Genomic DNA, 18,767 nt, shown 5'->3' on the forward strand with positions numbered 1-18,767 from the left:
CACCAGAGGTGCCCTTCTAAGGCGCAGACGGTACTCCCATCCGCGAGGCGTTTCAAGCTCACGCCGATGGTCGCTTGACGTCTACACTTGTCAAATCACCGGGAGTTATAAAAACCGTCAAAACCGTAACCCAATGGAAGGATCAAGCCCATGAGTCAAACCCGTCGAGACTACAGCGAAAAGCGCGATTACATCCGCATGCGGGTCGATGCCGATGTGTCGCTGATTCATGAGGGAGATGAGGTGCCAGCCGTCTGCATCGACCTTTCCAGCAGCGGCATGCAGCTACAGGCACCGCGTTCCTTCAAGGTGGGAGACCGACTCAGTGTGCGTATCGAATCCGACCACGCCGCGCTGAAGGGGCTCGAAGCCGATACCGAAGTGGTGTGGGTGAAGGAACAGGACGCTGGAAGCCAGAAACTCGGGCTTACTATCTTAAAGATGAAGTAACGGCTCTCCAGACAAAAAAAGCGGCCGAAACGGGCCGCTTTTTTTGTTTTATCGGTCAGGATTTAAAAATCATCTTCGACGTGACCGTCTTTGACCTTGAATTCGCGGTTCTGCAAGTACGCGTTACGGATGAAGATGTATTTGTCGCCAGTGATCAACTTCTCGCTCGACAGCAGGTTGGCACGGGTGTCAGTGACATCCAGCGCGTAGAACGAGTTACGCACCGGCACGTCGTTCACATAGCGGTAAGCGCCGGTGTAGGTGTCGATGAATTTCGATGGCGCATCACGCAAGGTGCTTGGACCGAAGAAGGGCAGCATCACGTAAGGACCACTGCTTACGCCCCAATAACCGAGCGTCTGGCCGAAGTCTTCATCATTGCGATGCAAGCCCATCTTGGTGCCGACATCGATGAAACCCAACACGCCGAAGGTGGTGTTGAAAATCAGCCGTGCCGTGTCGACACCGGCGGCGGCCGGCTTGGCTTGCAACAGGTCGTTGGCCAGGTTGCGCACATCACCGATGTTCTGGAAGAAGTTATGAATGCCGTCTTCGACAAACTGCGGCGTCACATACTGGTAGCCCTTGGCCAAAGGCTTCAGCGCGTAGGTATCGAGCACATCGTTGAATTTGTAGATCGGACGGTTGATGCTTTCCCAAGGGTCGTCTTCCGAAGCTGCCTGGGCAACGAACGGTACCAGCAACGCGCTGGCGCATACACAAAGCTGAGCGAGATGATTGCTCCAGCGCATAGAAAACTCCTTGGATGGTACGGTCACCGGGCGCATTGGCCCGGCGCAAAGAGCGTTAGTATAAGATGGAAAGGCTGCTTTAGGCAGCATCGAGCCAGTCGGACCGCAGATGATTTCGCATCGATTGTGAGCCATTCACATCCATGTCACTCAACTGTCACCGTCGTCGCCTAGCCTCGAGGCTATTTCAGGGACGTTGACATGCCGCACGCTGAAACCTCGCCTCAACCTGCGCCAAGCCTCACCGCCGTGCTGTTCGGCCTCAGTGGCTGCCTGGTGGATTTCGGCGCCCGTGCGCGCCTGAACGGCGGTCATGCGGCCGAGCACGCCGAGGCCACGCCCGGCGCCCTGGAGAGCCTGCGCAGCTTGCAGCATCTGCAAATTCCCTGCGCCTGGCTCGATGAATTGCCCTCCGCCCTCAGCCATCCTCTGGCCGCCGCCCTGCCGAAATGGATCAAACCTTCGCAACACCCCGCAACAATCAATCCTTGGCCGGCGCCGCATGCCTGCTGGCAAGCGTTGATGGCGCTGAACGTCGAAAGGCTGGATGGCTGCGTGCTGGTCAGCGGTGAACCGCGCTTGCTGCAAGCGGGGCTCAATGCCGGCTTGTGGACGATTGGCCTGGCGTCTTGCGGGTCGCTTTGCGGCATGTCACCCACCGAATGGCAGGCGTTGACACCTCAGGAACGGGACCTCAAACGCGGCAAGGCCACAATGCAGCTCTTCGCCCTGGGCGTGCATTCGGTGATTGATCACTTGGGCGAGCTCGACACCTGCCTGGCCGATATCAGCCTGCGCCGGCTCAAAGGCGAAAAGCCCTGATCGAGATCATGCAGGTTAGGCGCAAGTGGATTAATCTAAAAGTCAGCCATAGACCTTTGGCGCGCCCTCGCGGTCTATGCCAGTGCCTATCGATAAAAGGAAGAACGCCATGCCTGCCCGCGAACTGCAAGAACAGCTCAATGCCCTGCGCGAGCAATTGGAACAGAATCCTCCGCTGACAGAAGCCGAGCGCGAAGACCTGCACGCGCTGATGCAACAGATCCAGCTTGAACTTGAACTCGAGACCAAGACCAAGGATGTCAACCTCGCCGACGGCGTCAATCTGGCGGTGGAACGCTTCGAACTCGAACACCCGACCCTGGCCGGCACCCTGCGCAACATTGCGCAAGCCCTGGGTAACATGGGGATCTGAAAAAACCTTGTGGGAGCGAGCAAGCTCGCTCCCACATCAGACCTTCATTGACGAACCAGACGATGGTTCGGCAGTTGCACCTCTTCAGTACTGCGATACGGATTGATATCCAGTCCGCCACGACGAACGTAACGCGCATAAACCGTCAACTTCTCCGGCTTCAGCAAGCGCTGCAGGTCAAGGAAGATGCGCTCGACGCATTGTTCGTGGAAGTCCGAGTGCTGACGGAAGCTGACGATGTACTCCAGCAAGCTCGCATGATCCAGTGCCGCGCCACGGTACTCCACCGCCACGCTGCCCCAGTCCGGCTGACTGGTGACTGGACAATTGGACTTGAGCAAATGACTGTGCACGCTCTCTTCGACTATACGGGTCTCGTCGCAACGCAGCAGTTCCGGACGCGGATGCTCGTAGTTGCTGACACTGATATCCAGCTCATCGATACACACACCGGGCAACGCCACGACACCTTCGGCCTCGACATCTTTCAGGCTGCGAATACGCACGCCGACCGGTTTGCCGGCTGCGGCGGACAGGTCTTTGACCAGCGTCGCCTCAAGGCTCGCGGTATTGGCGAACGGGGTCTGGTTCAGGGAATTGAGGTACAGCTTGAACGACTTCGACTCGATGATGTTCGGCGAATCTGCCGGAATGCTGAACTCAGCGATGGCCACGACCGGCTTGCCGGACGGCAACAGCCACGACAGTTCAAAGCAGTTCCAGAAGTCCACGCCCTTGTACGGCAGGGTTTCAGCTGTCAAACCCAGCTCGGCCCACTTCGCGGTACGCGGAATCGGGAACAGCAAGGACGGCGTGTAAGTGGCGATGTATTCGCTGGATTTGCCCAGCGGCGAGTGTTCGGCTGCGGGATGCATGGCGGAAACCTGACTGAAGAATCAGCGGATTCTATCAGCCTTTGCTCCCGCCTTTGAGTGCTTACTGACTGACTGTCAATTTGCCTACCATGCCGGCCTGGTAATGGCCGGGGACGTTGCAGGCAAATTCCAGGTTGGCGGCTTTGCTGAAGGTCCAGGTCAGCTCGGCGGTCTTACCCGGCTCTACCAGTACACTGTTGGGGTCGTCGTGCTTCATGGCATGCCCTTGGGAAGAGTGATCCATCCCAGCCATCGCCCCGTGATCCATGCCCATCATGCCTGTAGGCGACAGCATGCCGCTTTGTTGCATTTGCAACATTTCCTGCTGGTGTTTGGCATGCATCGCCGCGTCACCGAGGTTGAACTCGTGCAGCAATTGACCTTTATTCACCAGGACAAAGCGAATGGTCTCCCCGGCCTTGATATCGATGGCCTTGGGAGTAAACGACATATCGCCCATCACCACCTCGACGCTGCGGGTCGCCTTGGATGCCGGAGCCGGTTGGCCAAAGTCATAAGTAATCGCCGGCGACGCCCACACCGGTGAGCTCAGCGCCAACACACAAGCGGCCAATGCCACAGATTTGCGCAAAAACATGGTCGTACTCCAACAAGATAAGGTTCAGCCTGTGGAAAACTCTAGACTGCTACCGCTGCCCACAACCTGACAGCCAGATTACAACTTTGTCAGCTTGGCCTGCCGCGTCGCCACCCACGGTATAAAGCTGTCGTTCCATTTAGCCCGAGTCGCCCATGAAACTGCTGATCGTCGAAGACCAACCGAAAACCGGCCACTACTTGCGCCAGGGCCTGAGCGAGGCCGGCTTCAACACCGAACTGGTGGCCGATGGCAGCACCGGCCAGCAGATGGCGTTGAGCGGCGACTACGCGCTGCTGATTCTCGATGTGATGCTGCCCGGTCGCGATGGCTGGCAAATTCTCCAGGCCGTACGCAATGCCGGCCTGGATACGCCGGTTTTGTTTCTGACCGCACGGGATGCTGTGGAAGACCGGGTTCACGGCCTCGAACTCGGCGCCGATGACTACCTGGTCAAGCCCTTCGCCTTTTCCGAACTGCTCGCCCGGGTTCGTAGCTTGTTGCGTCGTGGCAGCGCGACACCTCAGGAAACCAGCCTGCAACTGGCCGACCTGCGCCTGGACCTGATCCGCCGTCGGGTCGAACGCGGAGGACAGCGCATCGACCTGACCGCCAAGGAGTTCGCCTTACTGGAAATGCTCCTGCGCCGCCAGGGCGAAGTGCTGCCCAAATCACTGATCGCCTCCCAGGTCTGGGATATGAATTTCGACAGTGACACCAACGTCATCGAAGTCGCTATCCGCCGCCTGCGCCTGAAAATCGACGATGACTTCCCCAACAAACTGATCCACACCGTACGCGGCATGGGTTACGTGCTCGAAGAGCGTCCAGCCTGATGCCGCGTCTTTCACTGAGCAGTCGCCTGGCACTATTGTTCGCGGCGTGCACGGCGGTGGTATCGCTGTTCGCCGGGGTGCTGTTCAGCCGTGCCAGCGAGGCGCACTTTGTTGAGCTCGATCAGCAATTGCTCGACGGCAAGCTGATTGGCCTGCGGCGGGCGCTGCAAGACATTCAGTCGCGTGAAAGCGAAATCAAACTGGCCGATGAATTGAGCCGCCAGGCCGATCTCTCACTGCGCATCACCGGCAGCGACGGTCGGCGCTGGTATGACAGTTCGGCAAGTCTGCCCGATCAGCTTCCGCACCAACCGGGTTTGTCGACCGTCAACGATGACGGCACCGACTACCGCGTGCTGAACGCGCCCTTGTTTGAAGGCAAGCCCGATTCGCCGCAATTGACCCTGCTGCTGGACATCACCCATCACCAGCACTTCCTGCAGCGCATGCAGCACTTGATCTGGCTGACCGTCGGCCTGTCGGCCCTGGCCACTGCCCTGCTCGGCGCCTGGGCAGCACGCAGCGGGTTGCGGCCGCTGCGACGCATGAGCGCGATAGCCAGCGGTGTTTCAGCGCACTCCCTCAACGCCCGCCTGCCGGAAGAGCGCATGCCGCCAGAACTGGCGGAAATGGCCCACAGCTTCAACGCCATGCTCGGACGCCTCGACGACTCCTTTCAACGGCTTTCGGCGTTCTCCGCCGACATCGCCCATGAACTGCGCACGCCACTGTCGAACCTGCTGACCCACACCCAAGTCACCCTCACCCGCCCTCGCCCCATCGAGGACTACCGCGAAGCGCTGCACAGCAACCTTGAAGAACTGCAATGGATGGCGCAATTGGTCAACGACATGTTGTACCTGGCGAAAGCCGACCACGGATTGTTGATGCCCAAGCGCGAACCGCTGGAGCTGGCACAAGAAGTCGATATGTTGCTGGAGTTTTTCGCACCGCTGGCCGAGGACGCCCGGGTGACGTTAAGCCGAGTCGGTGGCGGACACCTGGAGGGCGATCGCAGCATGTTGCGCCGGGCGCTGTCCAACTTGCTGGACAATGCGCTGCGGTTTACCCCGGCCGGTGGTGACGTTCGGGTGCAGATTGTCGATCAACCCAAAGGCTTGAAACTGACGGTGGAAAACAGTGGAGCCCAGATTTCCGAAGATTTGTTGCCGCGCCTGTTCGATCGCTTCTATCGGGCCGATCCGGCGCGCCATGAAGGAAGCAGTGAACATGCGGGATTGGGATTGGCGATCACCGAGTCGATTGTCCGCGCCCATGGCGGGAAGATTCATTGCGAATCGGAAAACGGCTGGACGCGGTTTGTGATCGAGTTGCCGAAGGGAGATTGAGGCCAGCAGGTCCGGCCTCATCGCGAGCAAGCTCGCTCCTACAGGGTTCTGCGTTGCCCGCAACACTGTAGGAGCCGGCTTGCCGGCGAAAGCGGTATCAGCGCTTACGAATAGCGTAGAGCGTGAGCCGGCTCGATCTTCGCCGCACGCCACGCCGGGTAAACCGTTGCCAGGAAGCTCAGAACGAACCCCGCCGAGCAGATCAACAGCACATCCCCGCCCTGCAGCTCGGACGGCAGGTTGCTGACGAAGTACACGTCGGAACTGAAGATGTGCTGTCCGCTGACCCGCTCGATCCAGCCCACCATTTCACTGACGTTCAACGCGGCGATCACGCCGAGTACGCCACCGATCAGGGTGCCGACAATTCCAATCACCGTGCCCTGCACCATGAAGATCGCCATGATCTGACGCGGCGTGGCGCCGATGGTACGCAGGATCGCGATGTCTGCGCCCTTGTCGTTCACCACCATGATCAGGGTGGCGATGATGTTGAACGCCGCCACCGCGACGATCATCAGCAACAACAGGCCGATCATGGTTTTTTCCATCTTCATCGCGCTGAACAGGCTGCCCTGGGTGTGGGTCCAGTCGTCAGCCTTGTAGGCCGTGCCCAGCCCCGTGGCGATGTCGCTCGACACCTGTGGCGCGGCGTACAGATCCTTCACCGCCAGGCGCACGCTCTGTACCTGATTCGGCGCCCAATGCTGCATTTGCGCGGCATCGGCCATGTGGATCAATGCCATCGTGCCGTCGAGCTCGGCGCCTACCTTGAACACACCGACCACGTTCAAACGCTGCATGCGCGGCGTGATGCCACCCGGTGCATTGCTCACCTCCGGCACGATCAGGGTGATCTTGTCGCCCACGTTCAAACGGAAGCGCCGCGCGGTGATTTCGCCGATCACCACGCCGAACTCACCCGGTTTCAAGGCTTCGAGGCTTCCCTGAACGATGTGCTTGGCGACGATCGACACCTGGCCTTCCAGCGCCGGATCAACGCCGCTGACCTGGATCGGCTGCATCGTGCCCTTGTAGGACAGCATGCCTTCCATCTCGGTGAACGGTACGGCGGCCGTGACTTCGGGGTTTTTCATCGCAGCAGCGGCCACGGGTTGCCAATCATCGATAGGGTTTACACCGACGATGGTGGCGTGCGGCACCATGCCGAGGATGCGCGAGCTCATTTCGCGCTGGAAACCGTTCATCACCGACAACACCACGATCATCGCCAGCACGCCCAGGGCGAGGCCGATCATCGAGGTCATCGAGATGAAGGAAACAAAGCGATTGCGGCGCTTGGCGCGGGTATAGCGCGTGCCGATAAAGATCGATAACGGTCTGAACATTCGCTGGGGCACCGTATAAAAATAATAGACCCGACGTGCTTTTCAGTCCCGCCGGGTTTCAGCCAATCAGATAGGCGTCAGACAGCCTTCCTGCAATTGCAGGACGCGATCCATCTGGCGGGCCAGGTTCATGTCGTGGGTCACCACCAGGAACGCCGTGCGCATCGAGGTGCTGAGTTCCAGCATCAAATCCTGAATCCCTTCGGCGGTGTGCGAATCGAGGTTGCCGGTCGGCTCGTCGAGCATCACCAGGCCCGGGTTGTTCACCAGGGCGCGGGCGATGGCCACACGCTGGCGTTCACCACCGGACAACTCGGCCGGCTTGTGCTCCAGGCGATGACCCAGCCCCACCCGCTCCAGCAACGCCGTTGCACGCTTGCGCGCCTCCGGGATCGCAGTCTTGCCGATCAGCAGCGGCATGCAGACGTTTTCCAGCGCGGTGAATTCAGGCAGCAAGTGGTGGAACTGGTACACGAAGCCGAGCGCGCGGTTACGCAGCAAGCCACGCTTCTTCTCGCTCAGCGCCGAGAGTTCTTCGCCGTCGAGCCAGACACTGCCCTGAGTTGGCGTATCGAGGCCGCCCAGCAAATTGAGCAAAGTACTTTTGCCCGAACCCGATTTGCCGACAATCGCCACGCGCTCGCCCGGATGCAGCTCCAGCTGCAGCCCGGCCAGCACCTCAACCGACTCCGGGCCTTCCTCGTAGGATTTGCCCAGGTTGCGGCAGCTCAAGATTGCTTTATCACTCATGCCCGACTCACTCATAACGTAGCGCCTCCGCAGGCTGGGTGCGCGCGGCACGCCAGGCTGGATACAGGGTGGCGAGGAAACTCAGGACCAACGCGGCGGCGCAGACCATCACTACATCCTGGCTCTGCACCTGCGACGGCAGGTAATCGATGAAGTACACGTCGGCGTTGAGGAACTTGTGCCCGATCAGGCCTTCCAGCGCCGAAATCGCGGCGCTGACATTCAGCGCGGCGAAGATCCCGACCACGGCGCCGATGGCCGTGCCGACCACGCCAATCACCGTGCCCTGCACCATGAACGTGCGCATGATCGTGCCGGGCGTGGCGCCGAGGGTACGCAGAATCGCGATGTCACCCTTCTTGTCGTTCACCACCATCACCAGCGTGGAAATGATGTTGAACGCGGCCACGGCGACGATCAGCAGCAACAGCAGGCCGATCATGGCTTTTTCCATGCGAATCGCCTGATACAGGTTGCCGTGGGTGCGGGTCCAGTCGCGAGCGTAGTAGCGATCTTCGCCGAGTTCGCGGGCGATGCTCCATGCCGTGCGCGGCGCCTGGAACAGGTCGTCGAACTTCAGGCGCAGGCCCTGGACCTGGTCCGGCTTCCAGCGATGCAACCGCGCCAGGTCCTGCAGGTTTGTGATGCCCAGGTAACCGTCGAGCTCGCCGGCGCCGACATGGAAAATGCCGACCACGGTGAAACGCTTCATGCGTGGGAACATCCCGGCGGGGGTCACGGTGACTTCCGGCGCCACGAAGGTCAGCTTGTCGCCGATCGCCGCGCCGAGCTTGGCCGCCGCCTTGTCGCCGATGACGATGCCGAACTCACCGGGCACCAGGTCATCGAGTTTGCCCTGCTGCATGAAGTTATCAATGATCGACACCTGGCGTTCTTGCGCCGGGTCAATGGCATTGAGCAGGACTTTCGAGACCTTGCCGTTGTTGGTCAGCAATCCCTGCATCTGGGTGAACGGCGCAACGGCCGTCACCTGCGGGTTCTGCCGGACCTTGGTGGCGAGGCTTTGCCAATCGCTGATCGGCTCGCCGGACTCGATGGTCGCGTGGGGCACCATGCCCAGCACGCGGGTGCGCATCTCATGATCGAAGCCGTTCATGACCGACAGCACCACGATCATCACGACCACGCCAAGGGCGAGCCCGATCATCGAGGTCAGGGAAATGAATGACACAAAATGATTGCGACGCTTTGCACGGGTATAACGCGTGCCGATAAATACGAAGAGAGGTCTGAACATGTCGGGGCTTGTTCGGAGGGAAAAGGAACGTCCTTGTGGCGGGGGTCGATAACCAGCTTTACACTCAGACCACCGCCGCTACCATGGGTTCGCCATGTCGACATTAGATGAAGAAGATCGCCGCGAATACTACCGTATCGAGGACACGATCGCACTGGAAATTCGGCCCCTGTCCGCTCCCGAAGCCGCAGGCCAGGAAGTGTTGCAAGATGCTTCCCCACTCTTCAACGTGCTCAGCGAACTGCACCTGAGCGAATTCGAGTCACAGCACCTGTTGCGCCAGATCAGCGAGCGTGACCGCAACCTCTCGGCGTTCCTGAAATCCCAGAACAAACGCATCGATTTGCTGAGCCAGGTGATCGCCATCACCGTGCTGGGGCAGATCGGCGAACCGCAGCCAGTGATCATCTCCGAAGGCGGCATCGACTTCCAGCATCCCACGCCCATTGATCCCGGGGCGCACCTGTCGGTCAAACTGGTGCTGATGCCGCAAGCCCTCGGTCTGTTGCTGCGCGCCCGCGTCACCCATTGCGACCGCAAGGGCGACGGCTACGACGTCGGCACCGAATTCGAACACCCGACCGACGCGCAGCGGCAACTGCTGGCACGCTACATCTTGCAAAAGCAGGCCCAGGAACGACGCCTGGCCCGCGAACAACTCGAATCAGGCAATTAATTTAAGGAAGAACCGTGACCCTCATTTACGGCCATCGCGGCGCCAAGGGCGAAGCACCGGAAAACACCCTGACCAGCTTTCAGGAATGTCTCAAGCACGGCGTGCGTCGCTGCGAACTGGACCTGCACCTGTCCATGGACGGCGAACTGATGGTCATCCACGACCCGACCCTCAAGCGCACCACCGACCGGCGTGGCAAGGTGGTCGAGCACACGGCCGCGGAGCTGGTGACCTACGACGCGCGCAAGGGCGGCCCCGGCTGGATCAAGCCGTGCCCGATTCCGACCCTGGATTCGCTGTTCGAGCAATGCGATTTCGATCACTGGCAACTGGAAGTCAAAAGCGCCTCGCGCACCCGCGCCGCGACCACCGTGCTGGCGATTCGGGAAATGGCGCAACGGCATGGCCTGATGGACAAGGTGACGATCACTTCCAGTTCACGGGAAGTGCTGAAAGCGGCGCTGGACCTGGTGCCGGACGTATCCCGCGGACTGGTGGCCGAGTACGCCTGGCTGGACCCGCTTAAGGTCGCGGCAAGCTATGGCTGCGAGATTCTGGCGCTGAACTGGACCCTGTGCACGCCGGAGCGCCTGGAAAAGGCACAGCGTCAGGGCCTGCATGTGTCGGTGTGGACCGTCAACGAGCCCGCGCTGATGCGCAGACTCGCTGACTTCGGCGTTGACAGCCTGATTACAGACTTTCCCGGTTTGGCCATCGCCACGCTCGAGAATTGCTGAAATCGGTCTCCCCGGCCGGCTCAGGCCACCGGCCGGAGCCGCTCAAAAAAGCCGGTTGAGGCCGTCGTACGCCGCTACCCGATAGGCTTCGGCCATGGTCGGGTAGTTGAACGTGGTGTTGACGAAATACTTCAGGGTATTGAGTTCACCCGGCTGGTTCATGATCGCCTGACCGATGTGCACGATCTCCGACGCCTGATAACCGAAGCAGTGCACGCCCAGCACTTCCAGGGTTTCGCGGTGGAACAGGATCTTCAGCATGCCTTGCGGCTCGCCGGCGATCTGCGCACGCGCCATGCTTTTGAAGAACGCCTTGCCCACTTCGTACGGCACCTTGGCCTGGGTCAGCTCTTGCTCGTTCTTGCCGATCGAACTGATCTCCGGAATGGTGTAGATCCCGGTCGGTACGTCGTTGACGAAGCGCCAGCTGCCGTTGTCGACGATGCTGCCAGCGGCCGAACGGCCCTGGTCGTGGGCGGCACTGGCCAGGCTCGGCCAGCCGATCACGTCACCGGCGCCGTAGATGTTCGGCACGCAGGTGCGGTACGCCTCGTCGACTTCGATCTGGCCACGGCTGTTGACCTTGACGCCGATGTTTTCCAGACCGAGCTGATCGGTGTTGCCGGTACGGCCGTTGCACCAGAGCAAGGCGTCGGCCTTGATTTTCTTGCCGGACTTCAGATGCAGGATCACGCCGTTGTCCACGCCTTCGACGCGGTCGTAGTCTTCGTTGTGGCGGACCGTGATGTTGTTGTTGCTGAAGTGGTAGCTCAACGCCTGGGAAATTTCCGAGTCGAGGAAGCTCAGCAACTGACCACGGTTATCCACCAGCTCGACCAGTACACCCAGACCACTGAAAATCGATGCGTATTCGCAACCGATCACGCCGGCGCCGTAAACGATCAGTTTGCGCGGGGTGTGGCCGAGGCTGAGGATGGTGTCGCTATCGTAGATACGCGGGTGATGGAAATCGATGTCGGCCGGGCGATACGGACGCGAGCCGGTGGCAATGATGATGTGCTTGGCCACCAGTTTTTCGACCACGCCGTTGGCGCAGACCACTTCGATGGTTTGCTCGTCGGCGAAGCTGCCGGTGCCGAAGAACACGTCGACACGGTTGCGGGCGTAGTAGCCGGTGCGCGAGGCGACTTGTTTGGAGATGACTTTTTCGGCGCTTTTCAGCACGTCCGGGAACGAGAACCAACGCGGCTCACCAATGGCCCGGAACATCGGGTTGGTGTTGAACTGCATGATCTGCCGGACCGAGTGACGCAGTGCCTTGGACGGGATGGTGCCCAAGTGAGTGCAGTTGCCGCCGACCTGGCGACGGCTATCGACCATCGCCACCTTGCGCCCTGCTTTGGCGGCGTTCATTGCCGCGCCTTCCCCCGCCGGGCCGGAACCCAACACCACCACGTCGTAGTTGTAGACAGCCATGCGTACTCCTCAGAACAGGCCGTGGCGCCATCGGCACCTGCGGCTAAATCACGCCAATCTGTGGCATGAAGGAACAATTTGGGGCCAGTGCAGAACCCGGACACAGTCTATAGAAGCGTCAACGCCGCGCACATTAACCCTTGGTCGCGTCGTAGGCTAGTTTTGCCTGCACTACAAAGCCAGTCTTCGGCGCTTGAAACGCCGTGATCATTTGGTTTTCCCGCCCGTGACGCGCTCAAAAGCGTGACTGGTGCGTGTGACGAAACCTGTATCGGCACGAATCACAAAAAATGCGCCGATATCGTGTTTTTCCGCGTAATCCCAACCGCGCTCCGGACCAAGAATGAGCAACAGCGTCGATAAGCCATCGGCCATCAACGCAGAAGGATGAATCACCGTGACGGAGGCCAGGGCGTGTGTGATCGGCGCACCGGCGCGGGCATCGAAGGTGTGGGAATAGCGCCGGCCATCCTGCTCGAAATAATTTCGGTAGTCGCCGGAGGTGGACAAGCCTAAACCGTCGACGGCGACGATACGCTCGGCCACCTGTTGATCATCGCGCGGTTCTTCCAGGGCGATGTACCACGGCGAACCGTCAAGCTTCTTGCCCGCGGCCTTGAGTTCGCCAGTGGCTTCGGCCAGGTAGTCGTGGATGCCCAGCGCTTCGAGTCTTGCAGCGATCGTATCGACCGCGTAACCGGCGGCAATGCTGTTGAAATCAACCTCGACTGCAGCGTCCTTGCACAGCTGATCACCCTCGATGCGCAGGTGCTGATAACCGACTCGCTGTCGCGCCTGCGCCAATGCCTGTTCAGCCGGGACTTTTTCCTCGCGCCCCTGTGGGCCAAACCCCCAAAGATTGAGCAGCGGTTCCACCGTCAGGTCGTAGGAGCCTTCGCTTTGCTCCGACAGTTGTTCACCCACGCGGATCAATTTGAGGATGGACGCGGGCATTTTCTGACAGCGATTGGCGGGCAAGTCATTGAAGCGCGAGATATCCGAATCGCTGCGGTAGGTCGACATTTGCCGGTCGATTTCAGTGAGGATTTTTTCCACCTCGACACGGACATCTGCCGGTGCCGGAAGACCGGCACGCCGCACGTACTTGATCGAATACGTGCTGCCCATGGTTGGACCGCCAAAGCTTTCCATGGAGTCGCCGTTGCCACAGGCGGACAACATGACGATCAGAGTCACAAGACCACATAGCCGCCCATTCAACAAACCCAGCATCTCCGACAGTCCATGGCACAACGCCAAGGCCAGCGATTATGCGACAGGCCCCGACATTTTTGCGCTGTGCGTCCCACTTAATTCGCTCCAGTGCGCCATTGGAACCGTGTAATGGCAAAAACGTTTAAGCAGCAAGCTAATTAATGGTTGCCTATCCATATATCCACACATATTGTTACAAATGCTCGCCGAAGGTGCCCAGCCTTCCCAGCGACAGGAAGGACGTTTCCAAATCATGGATTTCCAATAAGACAGCCAACAGCGAGTACGTTCTAATGTCCTCTAATACGGGCAAAGGCAAGGCGATTTTTCGCGTTGTCAGCGGTAATTTCCTCGAGATGTTCGACTTTATGGTCTATGGCTTCTACGCCACGGCCATTGCCAAAACCTTCTTCCCTGCCGATAGCGCCTTCGCTTCCCTGATGCTCTCGCTGGCCACTTTCGGGGCCGGTTTCCTGATGCGCCCGTTAGGGGCGATTTTTCTCGGTGCCTATATCGACCGCCATGGCCGTCGCAAGGGGCTGATCATCACCTTGGCCTTGATGGCCGCCGGTACGATATTGATCGCTTGCGTGCCGGGCTACGCGACCCTCGGTGTCGCCGCGCCGCTGATCGTGCTGTTCGGTCGACTGCTGCAGGGTTTCTCGGCTGGGGTGGAACTGGGTGGTGTGTCGGTGTACCTGGCGGAAATTTCCACGCCGGGCCGCAAAGGGTTCTTCGTCAGTTGGCAGTCCGCCAGTCAGCAAGCCGCAGTGGTATTCGCCGGCCTGCTGGGTGTTGGCTTGAACCATTGGCTCAGCCCGGAACAAATGGGTGATTGGGGCTGGCGCGTACCGTTCCTGATCGGTTGCATGATCGTACCGGTGATCTTCGTGATTCGTCGTTCGCTGGAAGAAACACCCGAGTTCCAGGCCCGCAAGCATCGCCCTTCCCTTCGCGATATTGTCCGCTCGATCAGTCAGAACTTCGGCATCGTCATCGCCGGCATGGCGCTGGTGGTCATGACCACCGTGTCGTTCTACCTGATCACCGCCTACACCCCGACTTTCGGTAAAGCCGAACTGCACCTGTCGGACATGGATGCCTTGCTGGTCACCGTGTGTATCGGCCTCTCGAATTTCTTCTGGTTGCCGGTGATGGGTTCGGTGTCGGACAAGATCGGGCGCAAACCCCTACTGCTGGCGGCGACGATTCTGGCGATTCTCACCGCCTACCCGGCACTGTCGTGGCTGGTGGCGAACCCGAGCTTCAGCCATCTGCTGATCGTCGAACTCTGGTTGTCGTTCCTCTATGGTTCGTACAACGGCGCCATGGTGGTGGCCCTGACCGAGATCATGCCGGTGGAAGTTCGTACAACCGGCTTCTCCCTGGCCTACAGCCTGGCGACGGCGACTTTCGGCGGTTTTACTCCGGCGGCGTGCACTTACCTGATTCATGTGCTGGACAACAAAGCAGCACCCGGGATCTGGCTCAGTGCCGCGGCGGTGCTGGGGTTGGTCGCGACGCTGGTACTGTTCCGCGGCAACAAGCATGAACTGCGCACGGCGCGCGCGTCAGTGGCTGGCGGCGCCTGACAGATCGATATCGCGGGCAAGTCCGCTCCCACAGAATTTGTGAACACCACAAAACCTGTGGGAGCGAGCCTGCTCACGAAAAGGCCCTCAAATCACCTCACCGATCCGCCATCTTCAACGACTGACTCCACCCGCCTCCCAGCGCCTTGTACAACGTCACCTGATTGATCTCCCGTGCCAGCTCCAGCTGTGCCCACTTCTGCTGCGCATCAAACAACGAACGCTGGGCATCCATGGTGGAGAAATAGCTGTCCATGCCTGCTTCGAAACGCAGGCGCGATTGCCGATAGGCTTCCTGGTAATCCCCCACCAGTTTTTTCTGGAACTCCACCTGCGTGAGCATTTCCTGCCGGGCATTCAAGGCATCGGCGGCTTCGCGAAAAGCGTTCTGAACCGTGGCCTCATAAGCCGCTGCCTGGCCATCGAAGCGCGCATGACTGGCGTCCACTTGCGCCCGTCGCCCGCCACCGTCGATCAACGGCAACGAGCCCGCCAGCGCCACCGACCAGAACTCGGCCGGCCCACTGAGCAAGCGGGAAAAATCCCCACTCAGACTGCCCAGTGCCGACGTCAGGGAAAAGGTCGGGAAGTACGCCGTGCGTGCCGCGCCGATATCCGCATTGGCGGCACGCAATTGAGCCTCGGCTGACATGATGTCCGGCCGACGCTCAACCAGTGCCGAGGGTAATCCCGCCGGCACATCCAGTGTGGCCATCCGTTCACCGAGCGGCCCCGTAGGCAGCAGCCCCTCTGGCACCGGCTGCCCCACCAGCACCCGCAGTGCATTAAGGTTCTGTGCCACCTGCATGCGGTAAGTGTTGACCTGCACCGCCGCCGTGTTGGTTTGTGCGTCGGCCTGATGCACATCGATCCGGGCGCTGGAACCCAGGTTATAGCTCTTGCGCAACAGCTGGCCGTAGCGGCCCTGGGATTGGTAGGTGTTTTGCGCGAGATCCAGCAAATGCTGATTGGCCTTGAGGCTCAACCAGGTGCTGGCGACTTCGCCGATCAGCGCCAGCCGCGCCGTTTGATAGTCCGCCTCGGACGCCTCGAAGCGCGCCCCCGCGGCATTGCGTTGGCTGCGCAGGCGGCCGAACAGGTCCAACTCGTAGGACGTAAAACCCGCCGTGGCCTGAAAGGTATTGGCGATACTGCCGGCCGTGGCGCCCCCGCCAGGCGTGCGCACCAGCGGCGGCAGCTTGCTGCGCCCAGCATAAGTGTCGATGCCGATGGTAGGAAAAAGCCCCGACTCGGCACTGTCATAGCCGGCCCGTGCGACTTCGACGCTCGCCGCGAATTGGCGCAAGCTGCGGTTGTTGACCAGGGCCATTTCGATCAACTGGCGCAGTCGTTCATCGACCACGAAACCGCGCCAGTCTTTGTCGAACGCCTGCTTGCCTGCGCAACATTCACCGGCGGTGTTCGCCGGCCACTGTTGGTCGATCGGTGCATCTGGCTTCTCGTAAGTCGGTTCCAGCGAACAACCACCGAGCAACAGCAAAGACATGAAGCAAGACGTAGATAAGCAACGGTTCATGGCGCGCACCTACAAGCGTTGGCCGAGCAAAGCTCGCAAGGGAGAAAGAAGCAGTGTCCACAGGCTTGTGCGACTGACATTGAGCGACGGCAGAGACGGTTGACGCGAACGGACCCGGACCGGCCGCCAGCGCGCAGGCGAAAAGTGGGACGGCAGATTGACCGGTTTCGGCGCACGCGGCGCCAGGCGCTTCTCCCCCAACAGGGAACGCTGCAGTAAGGTGCCAAAGGCCTGCGCCGGCTCTGCCTTGCTGACGACGTTGATGCTCGCGTCGCTGAACAACCGGGCAATCAGCTGGCGCCGCACGCCTTCGTCCAGGTCCGCAAACCTCAGGCCCAATCGGTCATCGCCGTGATTGCGCATGACTTCCACATCCAGCCAGCCCAACTTGTCGACCCACACCTGGCCGCACAGCCCCGGCTTGATCGAGGAGGCAAAGGCGCAGGTAAAGGACGTGCCACTCAGGGAAATGTCCACCAGGCGACCCGGAAGGACTTTGCCGCCGAAGCGAAATCCGCTGGCCTTGTCGAATGGAAAACGCTCCTCGCCATGCAACCGTGGCCGGTCGACGCAGGCCACCAGCGTGGCCAGGTTGTAGACCAGCGCAACCACCGTCCAGCAGAGGTTGAACATCATGTTGCCGTCAAACGAAGCCGCAGTGCTGATGGCGATGTACGCACCGATCTGCGAAAACGCCGTCAAGGCAAAAAAGAACCCGAACAACTTCCAGTGCACCATGGTGCGCGAGCGATCGAGCCCCTTGGCGGTGACTTTGAACGGTCGCCCGAACGGTCGGACCATGGCGCTGGCAATGGTGGCCGTGACGGCCAGCGAGGCGACGATCTGAGTGACCTCGGTGAAAATCGGCAAGGTGCGCCGGTCGGTGACCCAGGTGCCATAACCCCAGAAGGCAATCAACGCCGGCATGCCGAAGGCCAGGAAGTCCGCCGGATTGGCGTAGAACCCGGCGATGCCGAAGTACCAATAGAGCACCGGCGAAACCAGCATCATCAAAATGAACGGCTTGGAAAACCAGTGCATCAGGCCATGCACATAGTGCAGTCGGTCGTTGAGCGTGTAGCCGCTGCCGCGCAGCGGGCCCTCCTTGAGCAGTGCCACCTGGATCGTGCCCAGGCACCAGCGCCCGCGCTGGTTGATGTACTCGGTCAGGCCCTCGGCGGACAAACCGATCGACAGGCGTTCGTTCAACCAGCGGGTGACGTAGCCTTTCTGCAACAAGCGGTAGGTCGTGTAGATGTCTTCGCACACCGAACCTGTAGGAAAACCGCCGACTTCGGTAATCAGATCGCGCCGCACAACGAAGGACGTGCCGACACAAAACGCCGCATCCCAACCATCCTTCGCCGGCTGGAACACATCGAAAAACACCCGCTGCTCATCCACCCAGCAGGCCGACGTGCCGAGATTGTGCTGGATCGGATCGGGGTTGTAGTAAAACTGCGGCGTTTGCACCAGGCCTACCTTGGGGTCCTCGAACAGTCCCAGCGTGCGTAAAAGAATCGGTTGCTGCGGCGCGAAGTCAGCATCGAGCACCAGAATGTAAGGCGCATTGCTGGCGGCCGCCGACTGGCGCAAGCCGTTATTCAGGTTGCCGGCCTTGGCGTGGGAATTGTCGGGACGCCGCGCGTATTGCACGCCCACCTCGGCACAGTAATCGCGCAACCAGTCGCGCCGGGTGTCGTCGAGTACCCAGATGGTGAAGTTCGGGTAGTCGATGGCCTGGGCGGCAATGATGGTTTTTTCGAGGATATCGAGGCCTTCGTTGTAGGTGGCGATGAAGATGTCCACCGCAGGCACCGCACTGCCTTGCGCACGCAGACGCCGCTCACCGGCATCGGCCGCTTTGCGGTGATCCGTGCGACAGAGCATCACGACAATCGAGAACAACGTGTAACCAATCGCCAGCATTTCGAAAAACAGGAAGGCGTAGGCCCAGACCGTGGCAAATCCGGAATGACCGTCGGGCAACGTGTCGCGAATTCGCCAGGCCGCGTAGTTGACCAGTAACAAGGCGGTGACCGCGCCGAAACCGGCCCGCGCGGCCCATTGATCACGGTGGGTCAGGCAGGTGAACAGCACCACCGCCGCCAGCGTCCAGAAATTGATTTGCAGCAGTTGCAGCGAGTCCAGTGCCTGCATG

At 60.2% G+C, this 18,767-nt stretch carries 18 protein-coding genes; 8 read left to right on the forward strand and 10 right to left on the reverse strand.

All coding sequences use genetic code 11. From position 1 onward, the window contains the following. The first annotated feature begins 150 nt into the window (after positions 1-150). Positions 151-450 (forward strand): PilZ domain-containing protein, encoded by a 300-nt coding sequence (locus F7R06_RS13985; RefSeq protein WP_090318623.1) that lies wholly within the window; start codon positions 151-153, stop codon positions 448-450. 62 nt (positions 451-512) lie between these two features. Here F7R06_RS13985 and F7R06_RS13990 read toward each other — a convergent pair whose 3' ends face one another. Next, the gene (locus F7R06_RS13990; RefSeq protein WP_090318620.1) at positions 513-1,202 is read right to left on the reverse strand and encodes an MlaA family lipoprotein; all 690 of its coding nucleotides are present in this window, start codon (positions 1,200-1,202) and stop codon (positions 513-515) included. Positions 1,203-1,403: 201 nt separating this feature from the next. Here F7R06_RS13990 and pcrP point away from each other — a divergent pair, with 201 nt between their 5' ends. Together pcrP and F7R06_RS14000 are read left to right on the forward strand one after the other, a co-directional pair. After that, positions 1,404-2,024: an HAD superfamily inactivated hydrolase PcrP gene (pcrP, locus tag F7R06_RS13995; protein WP_090318617.1), complete on the forward strand. Its 621-nt coding sequence runs from the start codon at positions 1,404-1,406 to the stop codon at positions 2,022-2,024. A gap of 109 nt (positions 2,025-2,133) precedes the next feature. Next, the gene (locus tag F7R06_RS14000; protein WP_090318615.1) at positions 2,134-2,397 is read left to right on the forward strand and encodes a DUF4404 family protein; all 264 of its coding nucleotides are present in this window, start codon (positions 2,134-2,136) and stop codon (positions 2,395-2,397) included. Positions 2,398-2,441: 44 nt separating this feature from the next. Here F7R06_RS14000 and queF read toward each other — a convergent pair whose 3' ends face one another. Together queF and copI are read right to left on the reverse strand one after the other, a co-directional pair. Next, the gene (gene queF / locus F7R06_RS14005) at positions 2,442-3,272 is read right to left on the reverse strand and encodes an NADPH-dependent 7-cyano-7-deazaguanine reductase QueF (RefSeq protein WP_090318612.1); all 831 of its coding nucleotides are present in this window, start codon (positions 3,270-3,272) and stop codon (positions 2,442-2,444) included. Between the two features lie 61 nt (positions 3,273-3,333). Continuing rightward, entirely contained in the window at positions 3,334-3,870 is a 537-nt protein-coding gene (gene copI, locus F7R06_RS14010; RefSeq protein WP_090318609.1) for a copper-resistant cuproprotein CopI, read from the reverse strand. Between the two features lie 155 nt (positions 3,871-4,025). Here copI and F7R06_RS14015 point away from each other — a divergent pair, with 155 nt between their 5' ends. Further along, on the forward strand, positions 4,026-4,706 hold the full coding sequence (locus tag F7R06_RS14015; protein WP_090318607.1) for a heavy metal response regulator transcription factor: 681 nt from the start codon (positions 4,026-4,028) through the stop codon (positions 4,704-4,706). Further along, entirely contained in the window at positions 4,706-6,055 is a 1,350-nt protein-coding gene (locus F7R06_RS14020) for a heavy metal sensor histidine kinase (RefSeq protein ID WP_090318604.1), read from the forward strand. Before F7R06_RS14015 ends, F7R06_RS14020 begins: the two co-directional genes overlap by 1 nt. Positions 6,056-6,159: 104 nt before the next feature. Here the strand turns inward: F7R06_RS14020 and F7R06_RS14025 are convergent, their stop codons facing one another. From F7R06_RS14025 to F7R06_RS14035, 3 genes are all read right to left on the reverse strand, one after another. After that, positions 6,160-7,404: a lipoprotein-releasing ABC transporter permease subunit gene (locus F7R06_RS14025; RefSeq protein ID WP_090318600.1), complete on the reverse strand. Its 1,245-nt coding sequence runs from the start codon at positions 7,402-7,404 to the stop codon at positions 6,160-6,162. 66 nt (positions 7,405-7,470) lie between these two features. Continuing rightward, positions 7,471-8,154, reverse strand: a complete 684-nt coding sequence (gene lolD / locus F7R06_RS14030) for a lipoprotein-releasing ABC transporter ATP-binding protein LolD (RefSeq protein ID WP_174552474.1) — start codon at positions 8,152-8,154, stop codon at positions 7,471-7,473. A 7-nt stretch (positions 8,155-8,161) separates the two neighbouring features. Further along, positions 8,162-9,412, reverse strand: a complete 1,251-nt coding sequence (locus F7R06_RS14035; protein WP_090318594.1) for a lipoprotein-releasing ABC transporter permease subunit — start codon at positions 9,410-9,412, stop codon at positions 8,162-8,164. Between the two features lie 94 nt (positions 9,413-9,506). Between F7R06_RS14035 and F7R06_RS14040 the strand changes: the two genes are divergently transcribed. Both F7R06_RS14040 and F7R06_RS14045 read left to right on the forward strand, forming a co-directional pair. Continuing rightward, positions 9,507-10,088 carry a PilZ domain-containing protein gene (locus F7R06_RS14040; protein ID WP_090318591.1) on the forward strand — a complete coding sequence of 194 codons (582 nt, stop codon included), beginning with the start codon at positions 9,507-9,509 and terminating at the stop codon, positions 10,086-10,088. A gap of 14 nt (positions 10,089-10,102) precedes the next feature. Then, positions 10,103-10,825, forward strand: coding sequence for a glycerophosphodiester phosphodiesterase (locus tag F7R06_RS14045; protein ID WP_090318588.1), 723 nt, complete (start codon positions 10,103-10,105; stop codon positions 10,823-10,825). A 42-nt stretch (positions 10,826-10,867) separates the two neighbouring features. Here the strand turns inward: F7R06_RS14045 and sthA are convergent, their stop codons facing one another. Both sthA and F7R06_RS14055 read right to left on the reverse strand, forming a co-directional pair. Continuing rightward, positions 10,868-12,262, reverse strand: a complete 1,395-nt coding sequence (gene sthA, locus F7R06_RS14050) for a Si-specific NAD(P)(+) transhydrogenase (RefSeq protein ID WP_007984277.1) — start codon at positions 12,260-12,262, stop codon at positions 10,868-10,870. A 207-nt stretch (positions 12,263-12,469) separates the two neighbouring features. Beyond that, on the reverse strand, positions 12,470-13,495 hold the full coding sequence (locus tag F7R06_RS14055; RefSeq protein WP_090318585.1) for an FAD:protein FMN transferase: 1,026 nt from the start codon (positions 13,493-13,495) through the stop codon (positions 12,470-12,472). A gap of 275 nt (positions 13,496-13,770) precedes the next feature. Between F7R06_RS14055 and tcuC the strand changes: the two genes are divergently transcribed. After that, entirely contained in the window at positions 13,771-15,069 is a 1,299-nt protein-coding gene (gene tcuC, locus F7R06_RS14060) for an MFS transporter (protein WP_090318582.1), read from the forward strand. Between the two features lie 97 nt (positions 15,070-15,166). On the opposite strand, the gene F7R06_RS14065 is transcribed toward tcuC, so the two are convergent. Both F7R06_RS14065 and F7R06_RS14070 read right to left on the reverse strand, forming a co-directional pair. Beyond that, on the reverse strand, positions 15,167-16,606 hold the full coding sequence (locus F7R06_RS14065; protein WP_090318579.1) for an efflux transporter outer membrane subunit: 1,440 nt from the start codon (positions 16,604-16,606) through the stop codon (positions 15,167-15,169). Between the two features lie 9 nt (positions 16,607-16,615). Then, positions 16,616-18,766: a glycosyltransferase family 2 protein gene (locus F7R06_RS14070; RefSeq protein WP_090318576.1), complete on the reverse strand. Its 2,151-nt coding sequence runs from the start codon at positions 18,764-18,766 to the stop codon at positions 16,616-16,618. Position 18,767 lies beyond the last annotated feature (1 nt).

The sequence above is a fragment of the Pseudomonas moorei genome (genome assembly GCF_008801475.1).
Lineage (GTDB): Bacteria > Pseudomonadota > Gammaproteobacteria > Pseudomonadales > Pseudomonadaceae > Aquipseudomonas > Aquipseudomonas moorei.

Coding starts and splice junctions, on each gene's coding strand:
- F7R06_RS14015 (WP_090318607.1), top strand. CDS start 4,026: ATGAAACTGCTGATCGTCGAAGACCAACCGAAAACCGGCCACTACTTG.
- F7R06_RS14035 (WP_090318594.1), bottom strand. CDS start 9,412: ATGTTCAGACCTCTCTTCGTATTTATCGGCACGCGTTATACCCGTGCA.
- sthA (WP_007984277.1), bottom strand. CDS start 12,262: ATGGCTGTCTACAACTACGACGTGGTGGTGTTGGGTTCCGGCCCGGCG.
- F7R06_RS13990 (WP_090318620.1), bottom strand. CDS start 1,202: ATGCGCTGGAGCAATCATCTCGCTCAGCTTTGTGTATGCGCCAGCGCG.
- pcrP (WP_090318617.1), top strand. CDS start 1,404: ATGCCGCACGCTGAAACCTCGCCTCAACCTGCGCCAAGCCTCACCGCC.
- F7R06_RS14020 (WP_090318604.1), top strand. CDS start 4,706: ATGCCGCGTCTTTCACTGAGCAGTCGCCTGGCACTATTGTTCGCGGCG.
- F7R06_RS13985 (WP_090318623.1), top strand. CDS start 151: ATGAGTCAAACCCGTCGAGACTACAGCGAAAAGCGCGATTACATCCGC.
- F7R06_RS14025 (WP_090318600.1), bottom strand. CDS start 7,404: ATGTTCAGACCGTTATCGATCTTTATCGGCACGCGCTATACCCGCGCC.
- F7R06_RS14055 (WP_090318585.1), bottom strand. CDS start 13,495: ATGCTGGGTTTGTTGAATGGGCGGCTATGTGGTCTTGTGACTCTGATC.
- F7R06_RS14040 (WP_090318591.1), top strand. CDS start 9,507: ATGTCGACATTAGATGAAGAAGATCGCCGCGAATACTACCGTATCGAG.
- lolD (WP_174552474.1), bottom strand. CDS start 8,154: ATGAGTGATAAAGCAATCTTGAGCTGCCGCAACCTGGGCAAATCCTAC.
- F7R06_RS14070 (WP_090318576.1), bottom strand. CDS start 18,766: ATGCAGGCACTGGACTCGCTGCAACTGCTGCAAATCAATTTCTGGACG.
- queF (WP_090318612.1), bottom strand. CDS start 3,272: ATGCATCCCGCAGCCGAACACTCGCCGCTGGGCAAATCCAGCGAATAC.
- F7R06_RS14000 (WP_090318615.1), top strand. CDS start 2,134: ATGCCTGCCCGCGAACTGCAAGAACAGCTCAATGCCCTGCGCGAGCAA.
- tcuC (WP_090318582.1), top strand. CDS start 13,771: ATGTCCTCTAATACGGGCAAAGGCAAGGCGATTTTTCGCGTTGTCAGC.
- copI (WP_090318609.1), bottom strand. CDS start 3,870: ATGTTTTTGCGCAAATCTGTGGCATTGGCCGCTTGTGTGTTGGCGCTG.
- F7R06_RS14065 (WP_090318579.1), bottom strand. CDS start 16,606: ATGAACCGTTGCTTATCTACGTCTTGCTTCATGTCTTTGCTGTTGCTC.